Here is an 18,325-nt window from a genome sequence, read left to right as displayed (position 1 = left end):
CCCCCTTCCTTGCGCCTAGCGCAAGGAAGGGGGCCATCATGTACTTCGGGACCGAACCCGGGGCTACGACTCGTCGAGCAGGTCCTCGATCTGGATGGGGATGTGCCGCACCCGGATGCCGGTGGCGTTGTGGACGGCGTTCGCGACGGCCGCCGCCATCCCGACGATGCCGATCTCCCCCAGGCCCTTCGCGCCGACCGGGTTGTGCAGCGTGTCCGGGTACTCGACGAAGTGGACGTCGACGTCGGGGATGTCCGCGTTCACCGGAATCAGGTAATTCGCGAAGTCACCGTTGGCGAATCGGCCGTCGGCCTCGATCTCCAGCCCCTCGTGCAGCGCGGCCGAGACTCCCCAGATCATGCCTCCGACGATCTGGCTCCGCGCGGCCGTCGGATTGATGACCCGGCCCGCGTCGAACACGCCGAGCATGCGGGACACGCGGATCTCCCGCGTCCACTTGTGCACACGGACTTCGCAGAACTGGGCGCCGAACGAGCTGAACGAATGCTTCGTCAGCTCTTCGCCGGGCGCCGACGAACCGGCCACGGAGAGCGACGGCAGGTTCAGTGCCCGCAGCAGCTCGCCGAACGTCATCGTCCGGCCCTCGGCGAACACCTTGCCGTCCGCGTAGGAGACCTCCATGCCCTCGAACGGCGCTCCCGGCGCGGACGCCAGCTTCAACAGATCGTCGATCGCCTTGGCGGCGGCGATCATGATGGCCGATCCCGCGCTCGCGGTCGCCGTCGAACCGCCCGACATGCCACCCGGCGGCAACGTCGAGTCACCGAGCCGCGGCACCACTCGATCCGGCGAGATGTCGAGGGATTCCGCGCCCACCAAGGAAAGTACGGTCAGCAGCCCTGTTCCAGGGTCCGCCCCGCTGGTCGCGACGACAGCCGTTTCGTCGGGCAGCAGGGTGACCCCGACCGTGGCCGGGAACCGCAGCGCGGGGAACATGGCGGTGGCCGTGCCGACGCCCACGAGCCAGTCCCCGTCGGTCTTTCCCTGCGGTGAGCGGTCCGCCCAGCCGAAGCGGTCGGCGCCGATGCGGAAGCATTCGTCGAGATGCTTGCTCGACCATTGCAGATCGTTGCCGGGCGGCGCGTTCGAGTTGTTCCGCTGACGCAGCTCGATCGGGTCCATCTTCATCGCCACCGCGAGCTCGTCGATCGCGCTCTCCAGCGCGAAGGACCCGGGCGCCTCCCCCGGCGCCCGCATGAACGTCGTCGGAGGCACGTTGAGCGGCACGATCTTCTGGCTGATGGCCAGGTTCCGGGTCGCGTACCACTCGCGCGAAGTGCCGTGTGACGTCGGCTCGACGAACGACCGGTCCGCCGCCGTGCTGCACCAGGAGTCGTGGCGCAAGGCGTTGAGCGTGCCATCGTGCTCCGCGCCGAGGGCGATCTTCTGCACCGTCGCGGCGCGGCCCGCAGTCGCGGTGAAGACCTGTTCCCGGCTGAGCGCGGCCTTCACCGGCCTGTCCAGGGCCCTCGCCGCCGCCGCGGCCAGGAACGCCGGCACGGACGTGCGGCCCTTGCCGCCGAACGCCCCGCCCACGAACGGGTTCACCGCATGCACGTCGGCCGGGCTCACGTCCAGCGCCGCGGCCAGCTCCGCCGCTTGGAGATCGGATGCCTGGTTTCCACTGTGGATCGTCAGGCCGTCGGGTCCCCACACCGCGACCGCGGAATGCGGTTCCATCGCGGCGTGGTTCTGGGTGGCGGTGGAGTACGTCGCCTCGACGACCACCGGGCTCGCGGCCAGCGCCTCCTCGATGGACTCGACCCCAGGGGCGAGCACGGCGAGCGAGGAAGGCCCACCCCGCGAGTCCGGCGCGTCCTCGGCCGTGGCGAGGCCGTCCTCCAGCGAAGTCAGCGCGGGCCTGGACCGATAGGAGACCTCGACCAGCATCGCCGCGTCGCGTGCCTGCTCGTAAGTCTCGGCGACGACGAAGCCGATCGGCTGGCCGTAGTAGGCGACTTCCTTGTCCTGCAGAGGAACCCAGGTCTCGCCCATGAACGCCGTGGTCGGTGTGCGCAGTTCCAGGGGATCGAACGGCGAGTACACGCCGAGCACGCCCGGAGCGCCCTTCGCCTCCGTGACGTCCATCGCCTCGATCTCGCCGTGCGCGATCGTACTGAGCACGACGTAGCCGTAGACCAATCCGGGGAAGGTGTGGTCCGCCCCGTAATCGGCCCGGCCGGTGACCTTCAGCGGCCCGTCCACCCGACTGGTCATCAGCGGCTCCCCTCGGTCAGTTCCAGCAGCGCGCGGACGATCGTCCGGCGCAGCAAGGACGGTTTGAATCCGTTCGCGGACAACGGCCGCGCACCCTCGGTGGCCAGCGCCGCCGCCTCTTCGAACGCGGCGACGGTCGTGGGCGCGCCACGCAAGGCCTCCTCGACCGCGGGCAGCCTCCACGGCACGGTCGCGACACCACCGGCCGCGACCCGGGCATCGACGATGCGCGAGTCTTGGACGTGCAGCGCGACCGCGGCGGAGCACAGCGCGAACTCGTAGGATTGCCTGTCCCGCACCTTGACGTAAGTCGAGTTCGACGCCCAATCCAGGCGAGGGACGACGACCTTGGCGATCAGTTCACCGGGGCGCAGGTCGTTCTCCACCTCGGGGGTGTCACCGGGCTGGCGGTAGAACGAGCCCAGTTCGACCGTGCGGGTCCCGGTCTCGCTGACCAGCCGGAGCCGCGCGTCGAGAGCGACCAGGGCGACGGCCACGTCACTGGCGTGGGTCGCCACGCACGAATCGCTCGTGCCCAGCACGGCGTGCATCCGGTTGGCGCCCGAAATCGCCGGGCAGCCGCTGCCGGGAACCCGCCGGTTGCACGGCATGGCGACGTCCCGGAAGTACGAGCAGCGCGTGCGCTGCATCAGGTTCCCGCCGATGCTGGCCATGTTCCGGATCTGCTGGGAAGCGCTGAGCAGCAGCGCCCGCGAGATCGCCGGGTACACGCCTGGATGTCCGGCGATGTCGCTCATCCGCTCCAGCGCGCCGAACCGCAGCCCGTCGTCGGTGTCGATGCCGCGCAACGGCACCGCGTTGATGTCCAGCACCTGCGGTGGAGTGAGGACGTTGAGTTTCATCAGGTCGACGAGTGTGGTCCCGCCCGCCAGGAAGGTGCCGGGTGAGGCGACCGCGTCCTCGACGGTCTCGGGTGCGAGCAGCTCAAAGGGACGCATCGGCCCGCCTCGCCTGCTCGACCGCCGCGATGATGTTCGGGTAGGCCGAGCATCGGCAGAGGTTGCCGGACATGAACTCGCGGACGTCCTCGACGTCCTGCTCGACGGCCGCGACCGCCGACATGATCTGCCCGGAGGTGCAGAATCCGCACTGGAGGGCGTCCTGATCGACGAACGCCTGCTGAACCGGATGCAATCCGTCCACTGTGGACAACGCTTCGACCGTGGTCACCGGCTGTTTCACGGTGGCGGCCAAGGTGAGACAGGAGAGCACCGGCCGTCCGCCGACGTGCACCGTGCAGGCGCCGCACTGCCCTCTGTCGCAGCCCTTCTTCGGGCCGGTGACCGAGAGCCGTTCCCGCAGCGTGTCCAGCAGTGTCACCCCGGGATCGACACTCAGCTGTTCCGTCCTGCCATTGACTTCGAGTGAGATGTCCACTGGATCTCTTTCCGCCGATCGTGCGGGCCGAGAGCCCGACGGCGTAGGTTGAGGTGGTGGGGAGTCAGTCGTGAAGTGAACCGGATATTAATCCGCTTCACTTTCAAGCTAGCGGAAGCCGATCCGCTCCGCAATGTCGACGTCGGCTCCTGGAGTCGCTCCAGGTCCTCGGATTCTTCGGCTACATTCACCGGGGAACGGGATCGGCGAACAGGAGGGGCGATGACGACGGGATCGGTGAATCCCCGGCGCGCGGACACCCGGCGCAACCACGAGCGCATCCTCGCCACCGCGGCGAAGTCCTTGGCCGGGTCGGGCGAGGTCTCGTTCAACGCCATCGCGAAGCAGGCCGAAGTCGGCGTCGGCACGGTGTACCGGCACTTCCCCTCCCCGGAGGCCCTCATCCTGGCGGTCTACGAGCGCGAGGTGCGCCAGCTCGTCGACATCGTGCCGACCCTGCTCGACAAGCATCCGCCGGAGCAGGCTTTCCGGACGTGGACGACCGATCACTTGGCGCACTACATGATGACCAAACGCGGACTGGCCGACGCCCTGCGCGCCGTGACCAGCTCCCGCGGCGAATTGCCCGCCGGAGCCTACGAGGCTATGGTCGGCGCGGTCTTCACACTGCTGAAAGCCAACGTCGACGCCGGCACCGTCCGCGCGGACCTGGCACCTGAGACCGTTCTGCGCGGCCTGGGCGGCCTGCTGTACCTCGACCCGAACGGCGAGTGGCGGCGCGACGTCGCGAGCCTGCTCGACCTGTTGTGGCGTGGGATGGGCACCTCCCAGGCCTGACGGGACGCCTGGCAGGAACGCGACGATGAATGACTTTCCGGCCCCTCGACCGGAAGCCGGCCCGGATCCACAGTGGTCTCATGGGCAAAGCCACTGAGATCGGCGTCAGGCGGACCACCGTCCAGGTCGGCGGCGAAACGATCAGCTGCCTGACCGCGGGGAGGGACGGCCCGGCCGTCTTGCTGTTGCACGGCACGTACTGGAGCCGGGTGTGGCTTCCCGTCCTGGACGGACTCGCCCACGCGGGACTGCGGCCCATCGCGGTCGACTTTCCCGGTCTGGGGCGTTCGGGCGGCGAGCTCACCCTGGAAACGGCGGCCGTCCCGGCACTCGCCGAATGGGTGGCGCGGTTCGCGGCGACGCTGAAGATCGCCGAGCCGATCGCCGTCGCCGGTCACGACATCGGCGGCGCCGTCGCCCAGCATCTCCTCGCCAAGGGACCGCTGGGGATTTCCCGGCTGGCCCTGGTCAACTCGGTCACCTACGACTCCTGGCCCGCACCCCATGTCGCCCGGCTCCTGGAGCGGACGGCCACACCCGACGAATTTCTCCTCGCCCGTCGCCAGGCCGTGACGACCGACCTCGCGGGGGCCGCCACCGGGCAGCTGATCGACGAGTACCTGGAACCGTGGGCCGATCCACGGTCCCGCCGCTCCTGGCTGGCCATGGCAGGCGCCGCCGAAAGCCGTCACACCCTCGATCTCGTTCCCGCGTTGCGGCGGTCCACGACGCCCAAGACGCTGATCTGGGGCGAGGACGACGCCTTCGAAAGGGTGGAGTATGCCGAGAAGTTCGCCTCGGAGATCCCGCGGACCACGCTCATCAGGGTCCCGGGCGCGAGCCACATCCCCACCGAAAACGCCCCGGGACCGATCGCCCGAGCCTTGGCCGGCTTCTTCGCGAACCCTCAGCCCTGAACCGAGATCGGCACTACTCGCGGGCCACTCGCCGGGCGTACTCCAGCAGGTTCTCCCCCTCCGGCCCGGCGGCGTACCGCGCCGCGGACAGCGAGTTGATCGCAGCGGCCAGCGGATCCGGGTTGGTGGCGTTGTGGATCGCCTGCCACAACCAGGCGTGGTCCCGGCCCTCCCTCAGTTGCGATCGCCTGGCCAGGTGTTCCGCATCGGGCCCCAGACGACGCTCCGCGAGCGCGGTGGCGACGACCGGGTCTGCGGCGACGCCGGCGTGCTCGGCCGCCGCGGTCGCCGCCCGCCAAGCCAGCTCCCGCAATTTTTCCTCGGGCACGAAGGCCAGCCGATCGGTTTCGGCACCCAAAGGACCACTCCCGGGATACGCACGCGATCCGTCGGCTTTCCGCGCCTCGGGGTACAGCTCGGGCAGGGGCGGCAGGATGCGGTACGCGACGTCCAGCTCGCCTATCCGCTGGAGGTCTTCCTTCCGCAGCCGGCATCCGGTGTAGCGCTCGACGGCGACAAGGCCCTTCTCCAGTCTGTCGCGATAGCTGTCGAAATCCAGACCGGACAGAGCCTCGTCCACCTCGGGATCCTCTATCTCGTCCGCGTGGCCGAGTTCGAACGCCGCGAGAACCTTCCCGTCGTCGGCGAAGGAAAGCCGGGTCAGCGCGTTGACGTTCCAGTACATGCTCGCCGTCCGGCCCGCCCGTGACACCGGTTCCAAGACCCCCGGGTGCGAACCCTGGAAGCCGTTGAACTCGACGGCCAGCACGCCGCCCTCGACGGCCAGCACGGAAACCCAGGGGTCGAGGTCGAATTCCCGCGAGAGTTCCTCGGCGGACTCCGCGGCCGCGGCCGGATCCGCACCGAAGCCGCGGAGCACCTCGGCGGGAGAGGCCCCTGCCACCATCGTGACCGTCGCCGCCTCTCCCAGCACGCTCTGGGAGACCCACCGGTAAGCGGCTTCCGGCGGCCGCTCGAGGTAGGGCACGGGTTCGCCGCGGACGACGTAACCGAGCCGGTCACCGTGCTTGTACACGATCTCCGGCCCCGGAGGCGCCTGCCACAGCATGAGTTCGTAATGCTCGCGGTCTTCGCCGTCCCGGCCGACCGCGTGCACCCGGACCCGGAAATCACCCGGCCACGGCGGCGTTCTCGAACCAGGCGAGCTGCCCTCGATGAAGGCTGCGTCACCTCGCTCGGCCCGCCAAGAGATCTCGACGATCTCGTCCCACCAGTCGAGGTTGAGCTCGTCCGGCGGCCCTTCGAGGATCCGCATCGAGACCGCCATGTGCCCTTCATCGAGACCGGTCCGTACGGCGACTCCACCCGGGACCGCGACGGCGAGGCCATTCCCGCTGAAATCGGCCTCGCCGGCTTCGGAACGCTCGGCCAGGGTGAACCTGTGATCGCGCACCTCTGCCGAACACGACGCCCAAACCGGCAACACGTACTCGGCCCGGCGTTTCTCCAGCAGCGCCGCCGCATACGCCGGTGGCATCGGAATTTCGCTCAACAGAGCCGAAACAGCGCCCAGTGCGACACCGACGACCGCGGCGGAGGTGCTTGCGACCAGCGGAGCTTCCACTCGCCGCAGAACCACCACGGCGACCGCGACGGCCAACGCGAAATGCACTGCTCCGTGCTCGGCCGCCAATTCGTCTTCGCCGGTGAGGCCAGGGGCGGCGGCCAGCGACGAAGCCATGGCCTCGTGCGCGGCCAGCTCCGCGACAAGCGCCACGACCAGTTCGGAGACTCCCGGCCGCAGCTGATCGAGCAGCCGCACCGCGATGTCGGTCGCGGGATTCGGCCCACCCACCATCCCGAAGCCGAAGCGCGTCGGTGTCGCGTCCGGCCCCGGAACCGCCGCCTTCACTTCGTCCGGGATGGCGACCATCAACTCGTCCAAGGTCAGTTCGAGTGCGCCGAGCAGTCGCTCGGTCACGGGAGCGCCGAGCGAACTCAAACGGCCCGACACCGACGGATCGCCAGAGCTGGCCATCAGCCGACCCGCGACGACACCGAACACGCCCGGCTTCGCTTCCGGCGCGCCCAGCCTGCCGAGTGCCGCCGCGGGATCATGCGGAATTCGACCGCGTAGCAACGGAATCAGCTCCGTGACCACCGGCACGAGGGCATCCGTCAACCCGGACGGCACCTCTGTCTGTCTCTCCATGTCAGCCCCTCCCAGTTCGACAACGCGGGCACGGTAGCGAGACACACCGACAGATTTCAGGTGTCCTTCCGAAAGCGCACCGGGATCGGCTGAGGCCGATCAGCCGAGTTCGGCCGTGGACGGGACGACGACGGCGTAGAGATCACCGATCGTGGCAAGCGCGGCACGGTGCTGCTCGGCCGCGGTCACCGGTCCGGCGGCGGACGGAAGCGCGCGCGTCGCGCAGGCGGCGGCCACCACGGTCGGGGCGTTCCCGCGCAGGAACGCGCCTTCCGCGGTGAAGGTGACGCACATGTGGGTCATGAATCCGGCCACGACGACGTTCTGGTGCCCGGCGGCGTCGACCAGTTCCCCCAACTCGGTTCCGACGAACGAGTTCGGCGCGGTCTTCACCACGACCTGCTCACCCGCGGCCGGGACCACGCGCTCGTGGATCCGGCCGATGTCCTGTTTGAGGTCGTACGGGCTGCCCTCGCCACCGTCGTGCATGACGTGGATGACCGTCGCGCCTTCGGCCCGTGCGCGGGCCAGCAGGGTGGCGGCCTCGTCGAGCGCCGCTTCCCAGCCGTCGAGTTCCATCACGCCGCGGGTGTAGGTGTTCTGGTAATCGACGAGGATCACCGTCGAGTCCGAGAGCGTCGCCGGAGTCGTCGGCAAGGTGCTGATTTCGCGGAGAGTGGTGCTGGTCATCGTGTTTCCTTCGCATTCGGTGGGTACGGCTACCATGATGGCTGACCCGATCCGATATCGAGATACGGTTTCGGGTCAGCCATGGTCGAGATCGGCCGACATCCGCGAGAAGGAAGATCGATGAGCGCTCCGCGTGTGGCCGTCCTGGCGTTCGAAGGGATCAGCCCGTTCCATCTCGCCGTGCCGTCGCTGGTGTGGGGACCCGAATCGCCGGCGGGAGACATGGAACCGTGGCCGATCACAGTCGTCGCCCTGGACCCGGGCAGCCTGCCCACGAGCGCCGGCTACGCCATCGACGTCCCCGCAGGGCTCGACGCGCTCGCTGAAGCCGATATCGTCGTCGTGCCGTGGTGGTCCGACCCGGAGTCCCCGACACCTTCCCCCGTGTCCGCCGCGCTCCGGACCGCGCACGAACGCGGGGCGCTCGTCGTCGGGCTCTGCTTGGGAGTCTTCGCCCTCGCCGACGCCGGCATCCTCGACGGGCGCGCCGCGACCACCCACTGGAAATGGGTCGAAACGTTCCGAAGGCGCTTCCCTTCAGTGGAACTGCGCCCTGAAGAGCTGTACGTGGACGAAGGCGACGTCGTGACCGGCGCGGGCGCGACCGCCGGGATCGACACCTGTCTGCACCTGCTCGCCCGCACGGCCGGTCAGTTCGTCGCCAACCGCGTCGCCCGCCGGATCGTCGCCGCGCCGCACCGCCCCGGCGGCCAGGCCCAGTTCATCGAACTTCCGGTGCCCGCCCCGGACGACGACCCTCTCACCCAGGTGATGAACTGGGTCCAGTCCTGTTTGGACACTCAGCACGGCATCGACGGGCTCGCCGCGCGAGCACATATGAGCCGGAGCAGCTTCACCCGCGCCTTCCGCGCCAGGACCGGCACCACCGTTCACCATTGGCTGGTGGCACAACGCCTCGCGCGAGCCCGTCACCTGCTCGAAACGACCGCGCTCGGCGTGGACGCCGTCGCCGCGCAGTCCGGTTTCGGCACTCCGGCCCGGTTGCGCGAGCACTTCGCCACCGCGCTGGGCACCACGCCGACGCGCTACCGGGTCGAGTTCGCCGGGCCGACGTCGCACGCCGAGCCGACCGCGGTTGGACTCAAGCCCAGTCTGTGAAGGCCCCTTCACAGTGCTAGGCGCCCCGAAAGCGGCTTTTGCGACCTTGGGTCCCGGCGGCCTCCGTCGGACACCCGGAAATCCTTTTCCCGCACCACATCACGAACCGGAACCGTTATTTCCGCAAACGGACGCCCACAAGTCCGGAAAGAGCGCGGGCCGAGGCGTGTCCTACACTTGATTTTCACATGAGTGAATAGCTCACCCCCGAGGGTGAGCTCTATCGAGTGCATTGCCCGGCGTGACTGGATCGAGCAACCGCTCCGGGGCAAGATGACCGGGCACGACGAACTGCCATGACGGAGGACCATGTGGAGCAGTGCGGGACCCCCATCTTCGACTCGCTGGTCGAGGAAACGAGGCGAGCGGCCTCACGAGGCGGCGACGGCAATTCGGAATTGACCGGGAAGCATGCCGATACCGGTCAGGAAATTGACGACGATCGCGCGCCCCGGTAATCCTTGTGGCCATTCATCCCGTTTCCGGCGAATTCGGACCATCGGAAGACGTGGCGGAATTCTGCAGATCGTCGAGCAATTCCATTTGGCCGGTGATGACACTGGTGAGAATTCCGCGCGCGACGGCGAGCAGTTCGGCCACCGACGGACTGGTCAGCGAGTAGGACACGGTCGTACCGTCCTTGCGGGGCACCACCAGTTTGGCCCGGCGCAGCACCGCGAGCTGCTGGGAGAGGTTGGCGGGCTCGATGCCGAGGTCAGCGAGCAGTTCCGAGACGTGATGGTCCCGCTCGCTGAGGAGTTCGAGCACGCGGATCCGGACGGGGTGCCCCAACGTCTTGAAGAATTCCGCCTTCACTTGGTACAGGGGTCTGCTCATCGGTATCCCTCCGCTGCACGGGGAAGGATCGGTCCGGCCGTCCGCATGACAACAATCGTGCCCGACCAGGCCGCCCGCGAAACAACACCCCGCGCGAAACGGGCGGGACCGCACCCGATCAGGGCATAGCCTGCGTTTTCTTCAACCCCAGCACACACCGTTAAATTGCATACTTATGCAAGTCTGCACACCCAGAGAAGGTGAGAACACCTGTGAGCCACGGCATGCGGGATTCCGCGAGCCCCTTGTCGGCCTACCGGCGCACGAGCGCCGCCCGGCCCGTCGCGAGGAGCGCACGGTGACGACACGCCGCCCCGCGCCCGCCGCTGCCACCCGGGCCCATCTGATGCTCGCCGCCCACGCGGCAGAACTGGCCGACCTCGCCGCGAACGCCGCCCGGGCGGACACGGCAGCCGATCAGGAGACGACGCGGGCCACACCGGACCATTCGGACCTGATCGGGATGGCGCAGCAGATCCTCGACGCGGCCGTGGTCGCCGCGAGGCTCGACGGAAAGACCTGGCAGGAGATCTCCCGCTCGCTCGACGACGCGACACCGCAGTCCGCGCGTACGCGGTATTGGCCCGCGGTCGCGCGGTTCCGGGCGGATCCCTTTCCCTCACAAGACGCACGCCGCGAAGGCGTGCCGGGGCGTACACGGCAGACGTCCTTCAGGCTGCGCCGCTCGCTTGTCCCGGAACGGCAACCCGAAGCTCCGGCCGAGGCCGGAGCGGGTGCGACTCCCCCGCCTGCCTCGCACCTCGCCCTCGTCACGATCCCGTCCGAGCAGGGCGAGACCGAGACGGAACGCGAACCGGCGGCCGCGGACACCAGGCTGAAGATCGCGGAAAGGCTGGTCGCCGCCTACGAGCGGATCGCGACCAACGACCGGCAACCGCCACAATGGATCCTCGACGGCCTTGCCCACGCCCGCCGTACCGCCGCGGAACTCCGCGCGGCGGGCAGATCCGCCGAATGACCTCGGCGAGCCGAAGCTACGCCGAGGTCGCGAGACCGGCTTCGCGGTCGAGGTCGCGCTCGTCTTCTGCCTGCTTCCGCAACACCATCTTCGCGACGAGATCGAAGATCGGCGTCGCTTCCTGCGGGAAGGTCACGCTCTGCTGATTCGCACTGTCGGCGATCATGAACTGCTGCTCCTCAAGAGTGACGGCTACTGCGACCCATCACTCTAACGGCCGCATCACAGTCACGGGGCGTAATTCGGGTTTTTCGGCCGAATTTCCCGTCACAGCGGCGCTCACAGGTACTGGCTGAGGTCGTGCCCCTTCGGGTTCTTGATCCACTCGGTGCCGTCGGGCTTGGTGAACTTGCCGCTGATGGTGTCGAACTTGGTGCCCAGCGGGGGCAGGTCCGGCAGCGGGACGTCCATCTTGCTGTTCATCAGCCGTTTGGCGATGTCCGGGGTGATCCCGGTGTACTGGGTGTTGATCTCGACGTGATCGCGGATGCCGCGTTCGAAGTCGTTGTCGGATTTGGGGAACTTCACCTCGTCGCTGGGCTTGACCTTGAAGTCGATGGCGATGTCGGAGGCGTCCCGTCTCGCCAGGGCGGGGTTGATGTCCACGAAGGTGTGCAGGCTCGATTCGAGCTTCTTGTAGTTCATGTTCGCGGTGTGGGTCAGCGGGATCATGTTGTCGGCGGTGCCAGGTCCGCCCATGTCGCCGTTCTCGAGGTGCCCGCGGATCCACTTCTCGTCGGCCCTCAGGAACTGGTTCCCGTCCGCGTCGGGTTTGTTCCTCCGGGTGTTCTCCAGGGTCTCCACGAGCTCGTCGCTCAGCTTGTTCTCCCCGTACACCGACCCGTCCGTGTCCACCTTGTTGTGGATGACCGAGTTTTCGTTCAGCTTGTCGACGTCGGTGACCTGGTTCTTGTCCGGCTGGTTGACGAAATCCTTCCCGCGCGTGGAGTTCTTGTCGTAGGTGGCCGTGACCTCTTCGGTGGTCCCCGCCTGGTTCTTGGTGCGGCCACCGCGGTTGGCGTTGTCGTTCTCGGTCCGAGGGCGCTTCGCGCTGCCCCCGGTGTTGCCCGCGTTGTGCCCGGTTCCGGAGGTTCCAGGGCCGTCGACGAACTTGCGTTTCTTGGGACACCAGACCAGGCCGAGCGGATCCGAGCCCGAAGTCGGGTCGTGCGGGTAGCCGGCGGGATCGGGCCCGGCGGGGAGGCCGAGCGGATCCTGGCTGAGGTACCGCGCGGTGGCCGGGTCGAAGTAGCGGTGCAGGTTGTAGTGGAGCCCGCTCTCCGCGTCCAGGTACTGACCGGGGAACCGCAGCGGTGTGCCGGGGAACGGCGTCCCTGGCAACGGCAGGCCCCACAGTGTCCAGCGGCCGCTCCAGTTCGGGATGCCGACCGGGTCGAGCAGATCGGTCGGCGTGCCGATGGAGTCGTTCACGAAAGCCTGGAATCGTACCGATTCGGCGGCTTGGTCGGTCTGGGTGACCGGTTCCTCGGTGTCCGGCCGCCGCTCCCAGGTGGTGACGGTGACGCCTGACGGCCCGGTGTGCGCCTGCTCGATCAGGGCATTGCCGTCCCAGACGAAGCGCACCTGCTCGACAACCTGGCCGTCCGGGCCGAGGAGTTCCTTCGCCGTGCGGCGGCCGAGCGGGTCGTAGCGGTACCGCCAGCGGCGTCCGTCCGGCGTGGTGAGACCGGTCAGCCGGTTGCGCGCGTCCCACTCGTACCGCCAGATCCGGTCACCCTCGTGCCTGGCGGTACGGCGACCGCTCACATCGTGTTCGTAGTGGACCGCACCCGCGCTGGTGACCGTGTTGCGCTCGTAGGTGCGCTGTCCGGCTTCGGGGTAGGCGACGTTCGTGGTGGCCCATTGCACGACCTTCCCGGCGCGGTCGTAGGCGACGTCTTCGCGCACGCCGTCGACCAGGTGGGTGGTGATCCGTCCGGCCGCGTCGCGTCCGAAGGACTCGCCTCCGGCGGCGTCGCGGATGGCGGTCAGATCGCCGTCGGCCGACCGCGCGAACTCCCGGTGCCGCAGTACGGTGCCGGTCGCGTCGGTGAGGGTCTGGCCGACGATCCGGTCGTCGGCGTCGAACTGCTGCCGAAGCCGGGCACCTCCGTCGACACGGCGGTCGATCGGGCGGCCTTCGGTGTCATAGGCGTATTCGACGAGGTGATCGGCGGTCGACAACGCGCTCGGCCGCTCTTCCTTGTCGAAGGACCAGACGCTGGTCGCACCCGACGGGGTCCGGCGGCTGATGGCGCCTTGCGCCGAGTCGTACTCGAAGATCACTTCGAGTCCGTCGGTGACGGTGCGGACCGTCCGGCCGTTCTCGTCCCGTTCGAACTCCACGACGGACTCGCCGTCATCGGCACGGACCAGTTCGCCCACCACGTCGTAGGCGTAAGTGGTCTCCGTGTCGTCGGTGCGGATCCGGACCAGGTTGCCGATCAGGTCGTAGCCGTATTCCGTCGCCCGGCCGGCGGGGTCGACCGACCGGACGAGCTGGCCCGCCGCGTCGTAGGCGTAGGTGGTCGGCCTGCCGTCGAAGTCGGTCTGCCGGACGAGACGACCCGCCGGATCGTATTCGTAGGTCCAGGTCAGCCCGGCGGGGTTGGTCACCGTGGCAGGCCGCAGCTCGGTGTCGTAGGCGTACTGGGTCCGCCCGCCCGCCGGATCGATCTCCGCGGTCAGCATGTCGAACGGGCCGTACTCGCGCCGCGTCGCGCGCCCCGACGGATCGACGTGCTCGATCTCGTTGCCTTCGCTGTCGTAGCGCCAGCTCTGCCGCTCGCTCAGCGAGCCGACCCGCCAGGCCCGAAGCCCCTCGACGGTCCAGCCGATCCGGGCCCGTCCCCTGCCGTGCGGAACCGAGCGCGGCCTGCCGAACAGGTCGTGGTCCTCGGTGCCCGGGTCGTCCGATTCCGGGCCGGTGTCGATGGTGATCCCGCCGGAGACACCGACCGGATCCTGCCGCGGATCCGGCCCAAGGCCGTCCGGGTACGCCCGGTAGCGGGTGTGGTCACCCTCGTCCGCCACCAGCCCGTCGACCGCGCCGTCCTCGGAGCGGTTCACCAGCACCACGGTGTCGTCGGGCCGGGTGACCTTCGAGATCTCGCCATCGGCGTTGTAGGTGAACCGCGTGGTGCGGCCGAGCGGGTCGGTCTTCGACAGCATCCTGCCCCTGTCGTCCCAGGTGAAAACCGTGGACGCGCCGAGCGGATCCGTCTCGCGCACCACGTGGTGCGCCCCGTCGAGCTCGAAAACCGTGACGTGGCCGAGGGAGTTGGTGTAGCGGGTCCGCCGCGGCTCGTATTCGAAAGCGCAGTCGAGGAAACCCCGATCGCCGACGGTGCGGACACAGCGCCCGGCCGCGTCATAGATGTAGCGGTACCAGATCCCGTTGCGGTCCTGCCATTCCGCCAGACGACCTTGCGGGTCGTAGTCGAAGCGCAGAGCCCGCCCCGAAGAGTTGGTAACCTCGGTGAGGTTTCCGGCGTCGTCGTAGCCGTAGCGCATGACGACCACGTTCTGGCCCTGGCCCGGATCGGTCATCCGCACCGCGTGGATCCGGCCGCGTGCGCGGTCGATCTCCAGCACCCGTCCGTCGGAATGCCGCCAGCGCAGGCCGGCACCGTCGGCGTCGTGGTCCACCTCGATCCGCGGGCCGTCCTCGCCGAGCTCGAACGCGGTCAGCGGCAGCACTCCCGCCGGGGCGCCGGACACCGGCGCGAAGCACAGCGTGATCCCGGAATCCCAGGTCACGAGCCGATACAGCCCCGCCTCGTCCACCATCAGCACACGCGAGGGCCCGGCGAGCGATTCCATCGGCAGTCCCGGCAAGGGCCGCGGGAACATCATGACCGTGCCGTCGTCGGAGAAGAAATGGACGTGATCGGCGGTGAATTCCAGCCGCAGATCGGCGGTCGACGCCCAGGACGGGCCGAAACCGGTGCCCTCCCGGTAGCTCGACATGTGCGTACGGCGGATACGGATGGGCAGCGGGCCCGCCAGCGACAGGTCGTCCTGCACCATCACGACCTCGCCGGTGGCGATGTCGATCGGGTCGCCACAGAGGTTCAGTTCGTCCGGCGCGGCCGGCTTGTTCGGCGGGTTCTCCCCGCCTCCCCGAGGCGGGCTCTTGGTCCCGCCACCGGAGCCTCCGCCGGAACCCGAAGGAGTGACGTGATCGCCGGTGGGGTTGGTGTTGCCGTTCTTGTCCCCGCCGCCGGAACCGCCCTTGTCGCCACCTGTGTTGCCCTTGTCCCCGGACGGACCGTGATCGCCGGAGGGATTGGTGTGGTCTCCCGACGGGCTGGTGTTTTCGTCCTTCGGGTTCGGCTTGGGCTTCGAATCGGGCGATTTGGTCTTGATGTCCTTGGGCTTGCCGGACGGCTTGACCGTTCCGCCCTTGAGGTTCTTCAACGCCTTCGCGGCGTCACCGAACAGATCGTCGACCTTCTTCAGCAACGGCGTGAGGGCCTTGAGCGCCTTCACCAGCTTCGTCGTGAGACCGGTGATCTTCGACGCCGTCTTCGCCACCGCCGCCACGACCTGCGGCACCACCCACGCCAGCCCGATCCCGAGCGTGAACACCACCTGCAACGCCCACGAGATCAGATGCCCGATGAGTTCGGCGATGATGTCCCGGACCAGCGTCCGGACCGCGGCGACGACCTCCCCGGCCGTCTTCACCCCGCTGCCGGCGCCCTCGCTGCCCTTCTGCGCGCTCTCGATCAGCGTCGCCGTGTTCTTCGCCTGCTTCCGATACGCGTCAGCGGCTTCACCCGACCAGCTGCCGAGGTCCTTCTCGACCAGATCCACCAGCTCGACGGAGACTTCCCCGAGTTCTTTGGCGATGTTGGTCCAGGTCTCCGCCTGCGCCGCGATCTCGTCGGCGTTGCCGGTCAGCGCGTTGAGGGCCTCCTTCAACGGACCGACGTGCTCGATCAACCAGCCGACACCGGCGGCGAACACCGCCCCGAACGGGTCCATCACCGCGGTCAGCGCGTCCAGCGCGGTCCCCACGGCGCCCATCGCGACGGATGCCCAGTCGCCACTCTCGATCGCGGACTTCAGGTCGAGCGCGCCCTCCAGCAACGGCACGCCCGACACCGCAGTTGTCGAGTCCTTGACCGGCGCGACGAGGGGATTGCTCATGACTTGATTCAAGCATGGAGCGATGGCCGGACGGCGTCACACCGCCCGGCCATCGGATGACACAGCTCAGCGGGCTGTCACCAGATGCGCACCTCGTACACGCGGACGGTGCCGGAGAAGCCCACACCCTGCCAGTAGCCCAGCGTCGAAGTCTCGTACCGGCCGTTGCGCTCGTAGTTGACGGTCACCTTGTTGTTGCCCGAGAAGACGTTGTAGACGCCGCCGATGTTCGTGCCGGTGACTCCGGCGTTCGCGAAGCACTTGTTGGTCCCCATGCCGTTGCCGAACGAAATGTCCAGCTTCACGAAGTCGTCCCTGTTGCCGCAGGCGACCTCACCGATGGCGAAGGCGGGGCTCGCCGGAATCGCGACGAGCAGGCCGAGGGCGGCCGCACCGACGACCGAAAGCCTCTTGAGACTCTTTCGCATTATGGCTGGATTTCCTTCCTCGCAGGGATGATCGCCCATTCGTTCACGGGGCGGGAGCGAGCCTATCCACGCTGGAACGACGAGGAACGAAAAGTCCGTGACCCTGCCTGTTGTGCGTCCCGACACTGACCGAAGAGGCAGGAAGGTGCCCGAGATCACTCGTACGGCTGACTCGAAGGGCTCAAGAATCCTTTGTGGACAGCCGATCGGACCCGGCCCGCGCCACGGGTGCCTCCTGCTCACGACGGGTGAGCACCAAGGGGACGTCCTCGGTGACGGCCACCGTGTGCTCGGTGTGCGCCGCGCGCGAGCCGTCCGCCGATCGGATGGTCCAGCCGTCGGGGTCGAAGACGATCCGGTCGGTCGTGCGGGCGAACCAGGGTTCGAGCGCGAGGGTGAGCCCCGGCTGGAGCGTCAGGCCGCGGCCGGCTTTACCTTTGTTGGGAACGTGGAGTTCCTCGTGCATGGTGCGGCCGATGCCGTGGCCGCCGAACTCGGTGTTGACCGGATAGCCGTGATCACGGGCGACCGCTCCGATGGCCGCCGAAATGTCACCCAGACGATTGCCGGGACGCGCCACGTCGATCGCCGCCTCCAGAGCTTCCTCGGTGGCTCGGACGATCCGCAGGTCCTCCTCGGCGGCCGTCCCGACGATGACCGTGCGCGCCGAGTCGGCCGCCCAGCCGTCGATCGTGACCGCGAAGTCCGCGGTGAGCACGTCGCCGTCCCGCAGTACGTAGTCGTGGGGCAGGCCGTGCAGGACGGCGTCGTTGACCGCCAGGCAGATGACGTTGCGGAACGGCCCCTTGCCGAAGGACGGCGCGTAGTCCCAGTAACACGACTCGGCCCCGCGCCGTTCGATCATCCCGCGTACATGGTGTTCCAGGTCCATGAGGTTGACGCCCACGTCGGCGAGTTCGCCGACTTCGGTGAGCACCTCGGCCACGAAACGCCCGGTCACGTGCATGCGCTCGATCTCGGCGGGCGTCTTCAGTTCGATCACGGGAGCCTCACGTCCAGGGTTGGTATTATCATACCGGCAGCCTAACACGAAGTGGTATAATAATACCAACGATGTCTCCTGAGTGGGCCCGGTGTCGTGAGTGTTTTGGGTCGTTCTAACCGGCTTTACCACTCACGACCTCTCTTTCCTCAACGTCGAGCACGACACCTCTGCCTCACTTTCGCGTGACCGGATGGACGGCACCTGTGATCAGACGGACGACACACGTGACTGGACGGACGACACGCGACGGGGACTCGGCTGGCGCCGCGTGTCGTCCGTCTGATCACACGAGCCGTCCACACAGTCACGTGTGTCGTCCGTGCGGTCACGCGAAACCCGCCGGACCGTAGGTACTCAAGACACGATTGGCTCTAACCCCACTTGCGACTCACGACCACCTCGACCTGATGCGATCCGCCGGGAAGGCGGCGTTGCGGAAGCCACTTTCCGTGAAGGCCCCCTTCACGCTGCTCAGCCGAGGGAACTCGACCTTCACGCGTTGCCAAGTACATGAAGGCCCCCTTCCTTGCGATAGGCGCAAGGAAGGGGGCCTTCATGTACTTGGCAGGCGGGCGGGCCGCCGGGACC

Annotated in this window: 14 protein-coding genes; 4 read left to right on the top strand and 10 right to left on the bottom strand. The window is 68.1% G+C overall.

Annotated features, from left to right (window positions below; all coding sequences use genetic code 11):
* Positions 1 to 63: 63 nt before the first annotated feature.
* The 3 genes from ACFWMR_RS23095 to ACFWMR_RS23085 are packed head-to-tail and all read right to left on the bottom strand — an operon-like array spanning position 64 to position 3,636.
* Positions 64 to 2,238, bottom strand: a complete 2,175-nt coding sequence (locus tag ACFWMR_RS23095) for a xanthine dehydrogenase family protein molybdopterin-binding subunit (protein WP_378379839.1) — start codon at positions 2,236 to 2,238, stop codon at positions 64 to 66.
* On the bottom strand, positions 2,238 to 3,197 hold the full coding sequence (locus ACFWMR_RS23090) for an FAD binding domain-containing protein (RefSeq protein WP_378379838.1): 960 nt from the start codon (positions 3,195 to 3,197) through the stop codon (positions 2,238 to 2,240). Before ACFWMR_RS23090 ends, ACFWMR_RS23095 begins: the two co-directional genes overlap by 1 nt.
* On the bottom strand, positions 3,184 to 3,636 hold the full coding sequence (locus tag ACFWMR_RS23085; RefSeq protein WP_093937369.1) for a (2Fe-2S)-binding protein: 453 nt from the start codon (positions 3,634 to 3,636) through the stop codon (positions 3,184 to 3,186). Before ACFWMR_RS23085 ends, ACFWMR_RS23090 begins: the two co-directional genes overlap by 14 nt.
* A 222-nt stretch (positions 3,637 to 3,858) precedes the next feature.
* On the opposite strand from ACFWMR_RS23085, the gene ACFWMR_RS23080 reads away from it, so the two are divergent.
* Together ACFWMR_RS23080 and ACFWMR_RS23075 are read left to right on the top strand one after the other, a co-directional pair.
* Positions 3,859 to 4,434 carry a TetR/AcrR family transcriptional regulator gene (locus ACFWMR_RS23080; protein ID WP_378379837.1) on the top strand — a complete coding sequence of 192 codons (576 nt, stop codon included), beginning with the start codon at positions 3,859 to 3,861 and terminating at the stop codon, positions 4,432 to 4,434.
* 80 nt (positions 4,435 to 4,514) lie between these two features.
* Positions 4,515 to 5,351, top strand: a complete 837-nt coding sequence (locus ACFWMR_RS23075; protein ID WP_378379836.1) for an alpha/beta fold hydrolase — start codon at positions 4,515 to 4,517, stop codon at positions 5,349 to 5,351.
* A 13-nt stretch (positions 5,352 to 5,364) separates the two neighbouring features.
* Here the strand turns inward: ACFWMR_RS23075 and ACFWMR_RS23070 are convergent, their stop codons facing one another.
* On the bottom strand, positions 5,365 to 7,524 hold the full coding sequence (locus tag ACFWMR_RS23070) for a DUF6461 domain-containing protein (RefSeq protein ID WP_378379835.1): 2,160 nt from the start codon (positions 7,522 to 7,524) through the stop codon (positions 5,365 to 5,367).
* Between the two features lie 99 nt (positions 7,525 to 7,623).
* On the bottom strand, positions 7,624 to 8,214 hold the full coding sequence (locus ACFWMR_RS23065) for an isochorismatase family protein (RefSeq protein WP_378379834.1): 591 nt from the start codon (positions 8,212 to 8,214) through the stop codon (positions 7,624 to 7,626).
* 120 nt (positions 8,215 to 8,334) lie between these two features.
* Between ACFWMR_RS23065 and ACFWMR_RS23060 the strand changes: the two genes are divergently transcribed.
* Positions 8,335 to 9,333, top strand: coding sequence for a GlxA family transcriptional regulator (locus tag ACFWMR_RS23060; protein WP_378379833.1), 999 nt, complete (start codon positions 8,335 to 8,337; stop codon positions 9,331 to 9,333).
* Between the two features lie 471 nt (positions 9,334 to 9,804).
* Here ACFWMR_RS23060 and ACFWMR_RS23055 read toward each other — a convergent pair whose 3' ends face one another.
* Complete coding sequence (locus ACFWMR_RS23055) at positions 9,805 to 10,170, bottom strand: ArsR/SmtB family transcription factor (RefSeq protein ID WP_378379832.1); 366 nt, start codon at positions 10,168 to 10,170, stop codon at positions 9,805 to 9,807.
* A gap of 298 nt (positions 10,171 to 10,468) precedes the next feature.
* Here ACFWMR_RS23055 and ACFWMR_RS23050 point away from each other — a divergent pair, with 298 nt between their 5' ends.
* Positions 10,469 to 11,149, top strand: a complete 681-nt coding sequence (locus ACFWMR_RS23050; RefSeq protein WP_378379830.1) for a hypothetical protein — start codon at positions 10,469 to 10,471, stop codon at positions 11,147 to 11,149.
* A 16-nt stretch (positions 11,150 to 11,165) separates the two neighbouring features.
* On the opposite strand, the gene ACFWMR_RS23045 is transcribed toward ACFWMR_RS23050, so the two are convergent.
* From ACFWMR_RS23045 to map, 4 genes are all read right to left on the bottom strand, one after another.
* Positions 11,166 to 11,315, bottom strand: a complete 150-nt coding sequence (locus ACFWMR_RS23045; protein ID WP_167406331.1) for a hypothetical protein — start codon at positions 11,313 to 11,315, stop codon at positions 11,166 to 11,168.
* Between the two features lie 113 nt (positions 11,316 to 11,428).
* Positions 11,429 to 16,303: a DUF6531 domain-containing protein gene (locus tag ACFWMR_RS23040; protein ID WP_378379829.1), complete on the bottom strand. Its 4,875-nt coding sequence runs from the start codon at positions 16,301 to 16,303 to the stop codon at positions 11,429 to 11,431.
* Positions 16,304 to 16,380: 77 nt separating this feature from the next.
* The gene (locus tag ACFWMR_RS23035) at positions 16,381 to 16,731 is read right to left on the bottom strand and encodes a beta/gamma crystallin domain-containing protein (RefSeq protein WP_093937380.1); all 351 of its coding nucleotides are present in this window, start codon (positions 16,729 to 16,731) and stop codon (positions 16,381 to 16,383) included.
* Between the two features lie 181 nt (positions 16,732 to 16,912).
* Positions 16,913 to 17,734 carry a type I methionyl aminopeptidase gene (gene map, locus ACFWMR_RS23030; protein ID WP_378379828.1) on the bottom strand — a complete coding sequence of 274 codons (822 nt, stop codon included), beginning with the start codon at positions 17,732 to 17,734 and terminating at the stop codon, positions 16,913 to 16,915.
* Positions 17,735 to 18,325 lie beyond the last annotated feature (591 nt).

The sequence above is a fragment of the Amycolatopsis thailandensis genome (assembly GCF_042723255.1).
Classification (GTDB): domain Bacteria; phylum Actinomycetota; class Actinomycetes; order Mycobacteriales; family Pseudonocardiaceae; genus Amycolatopsis; species Amycolatopsis thailandensis.
Note: the sequence above shows the minus strand (reverse complement) of the source record. Positions and strands in the feature narration are given on the sequence as shown.

Bases quoted from the DNA above. Each gene is read 5' to 3' on its own strand.
- ACFWMR_RS23065 (WP_378379834.1), bottom strand. From the start codon at position 8,214: ATGACCAGCACCACTCTCCGCGAAATCAGCACCTTGCCGACGACTCCG.
- ACFWMR_RS23035 (WP_093937380.1), bottom strand. From the start codon at position 16,731: ATGCGAAAGAGTCTCAAGAGGCTTTCGGTCGTCGGTGCGGCCGCCCTC.
- ACFWMR_RS23060 (WP_378379833.1), top strand. From the start codon at position 8,335: ATGAGCGCTCCGCGTGTGGCCGTCCTGGCGTTCGAAGGGATCAGCCCG.
- ACFWMR_RS23095 (WP_378379839.1), bottom strand. From the start codon at position 2,238: ATGACCAGTCGGGTGGACGGGCCGCTGAAGGTCACCGGCCGGGCCGAT.
- ACFWMR_RS23040 (WP_378379829.1), bottom strand. From the start codon at position 16,303: ATGAGCAATCCCCTCGTCGCGCCGGTCAAGGACTCGACAACTGCGGTG.
- ACFWMR_RS23080 (WP_378379837.1), top strand. From the start codon at position 3,859: ATGACGACGGGATCGGTGAATCCCCGGCGCGCGGACACCCGGCGCAAC.
- ACFWMR_RS23045 (WP_167406331.1), bottom strand. From the start codon at position 11,315: ATGATCGCCGACAGTGCGAATCAGCAGAGCGTGACCTTCCCGCAGGAA.
- ACFWMR_RS23055 (WP_378379832.1), bottom strand. From the start codon at position 10,170: ATGAGCAGACCCCTGTACCAAGTGAAGGCGGAATTCTTCAAGACGTTG.
- ACFWMR_RS23090 (WP_378379838.1), bottom strand. From the start codon at position 3,197: ATGCGTCCCTTTGAGCTGCTCGCACCCGAGACCGTCGAGGACGCGGTC.
- ACFWMR_RS23075 (WP_378379836.1), top strand. From the start codon at position 4,515: ATGGGCAAAGCCACTGAGATCGGCGTCAGGCGGACCACCGTCCAGGTC.
- ACFWMR_RS23070 (WP_378379835.1), bottom strand. From the start codon at position 7,524: ATGGAGAGACAGACAGAGGTGCCGTCCGGGTTGACGGATGCCCTCGTG.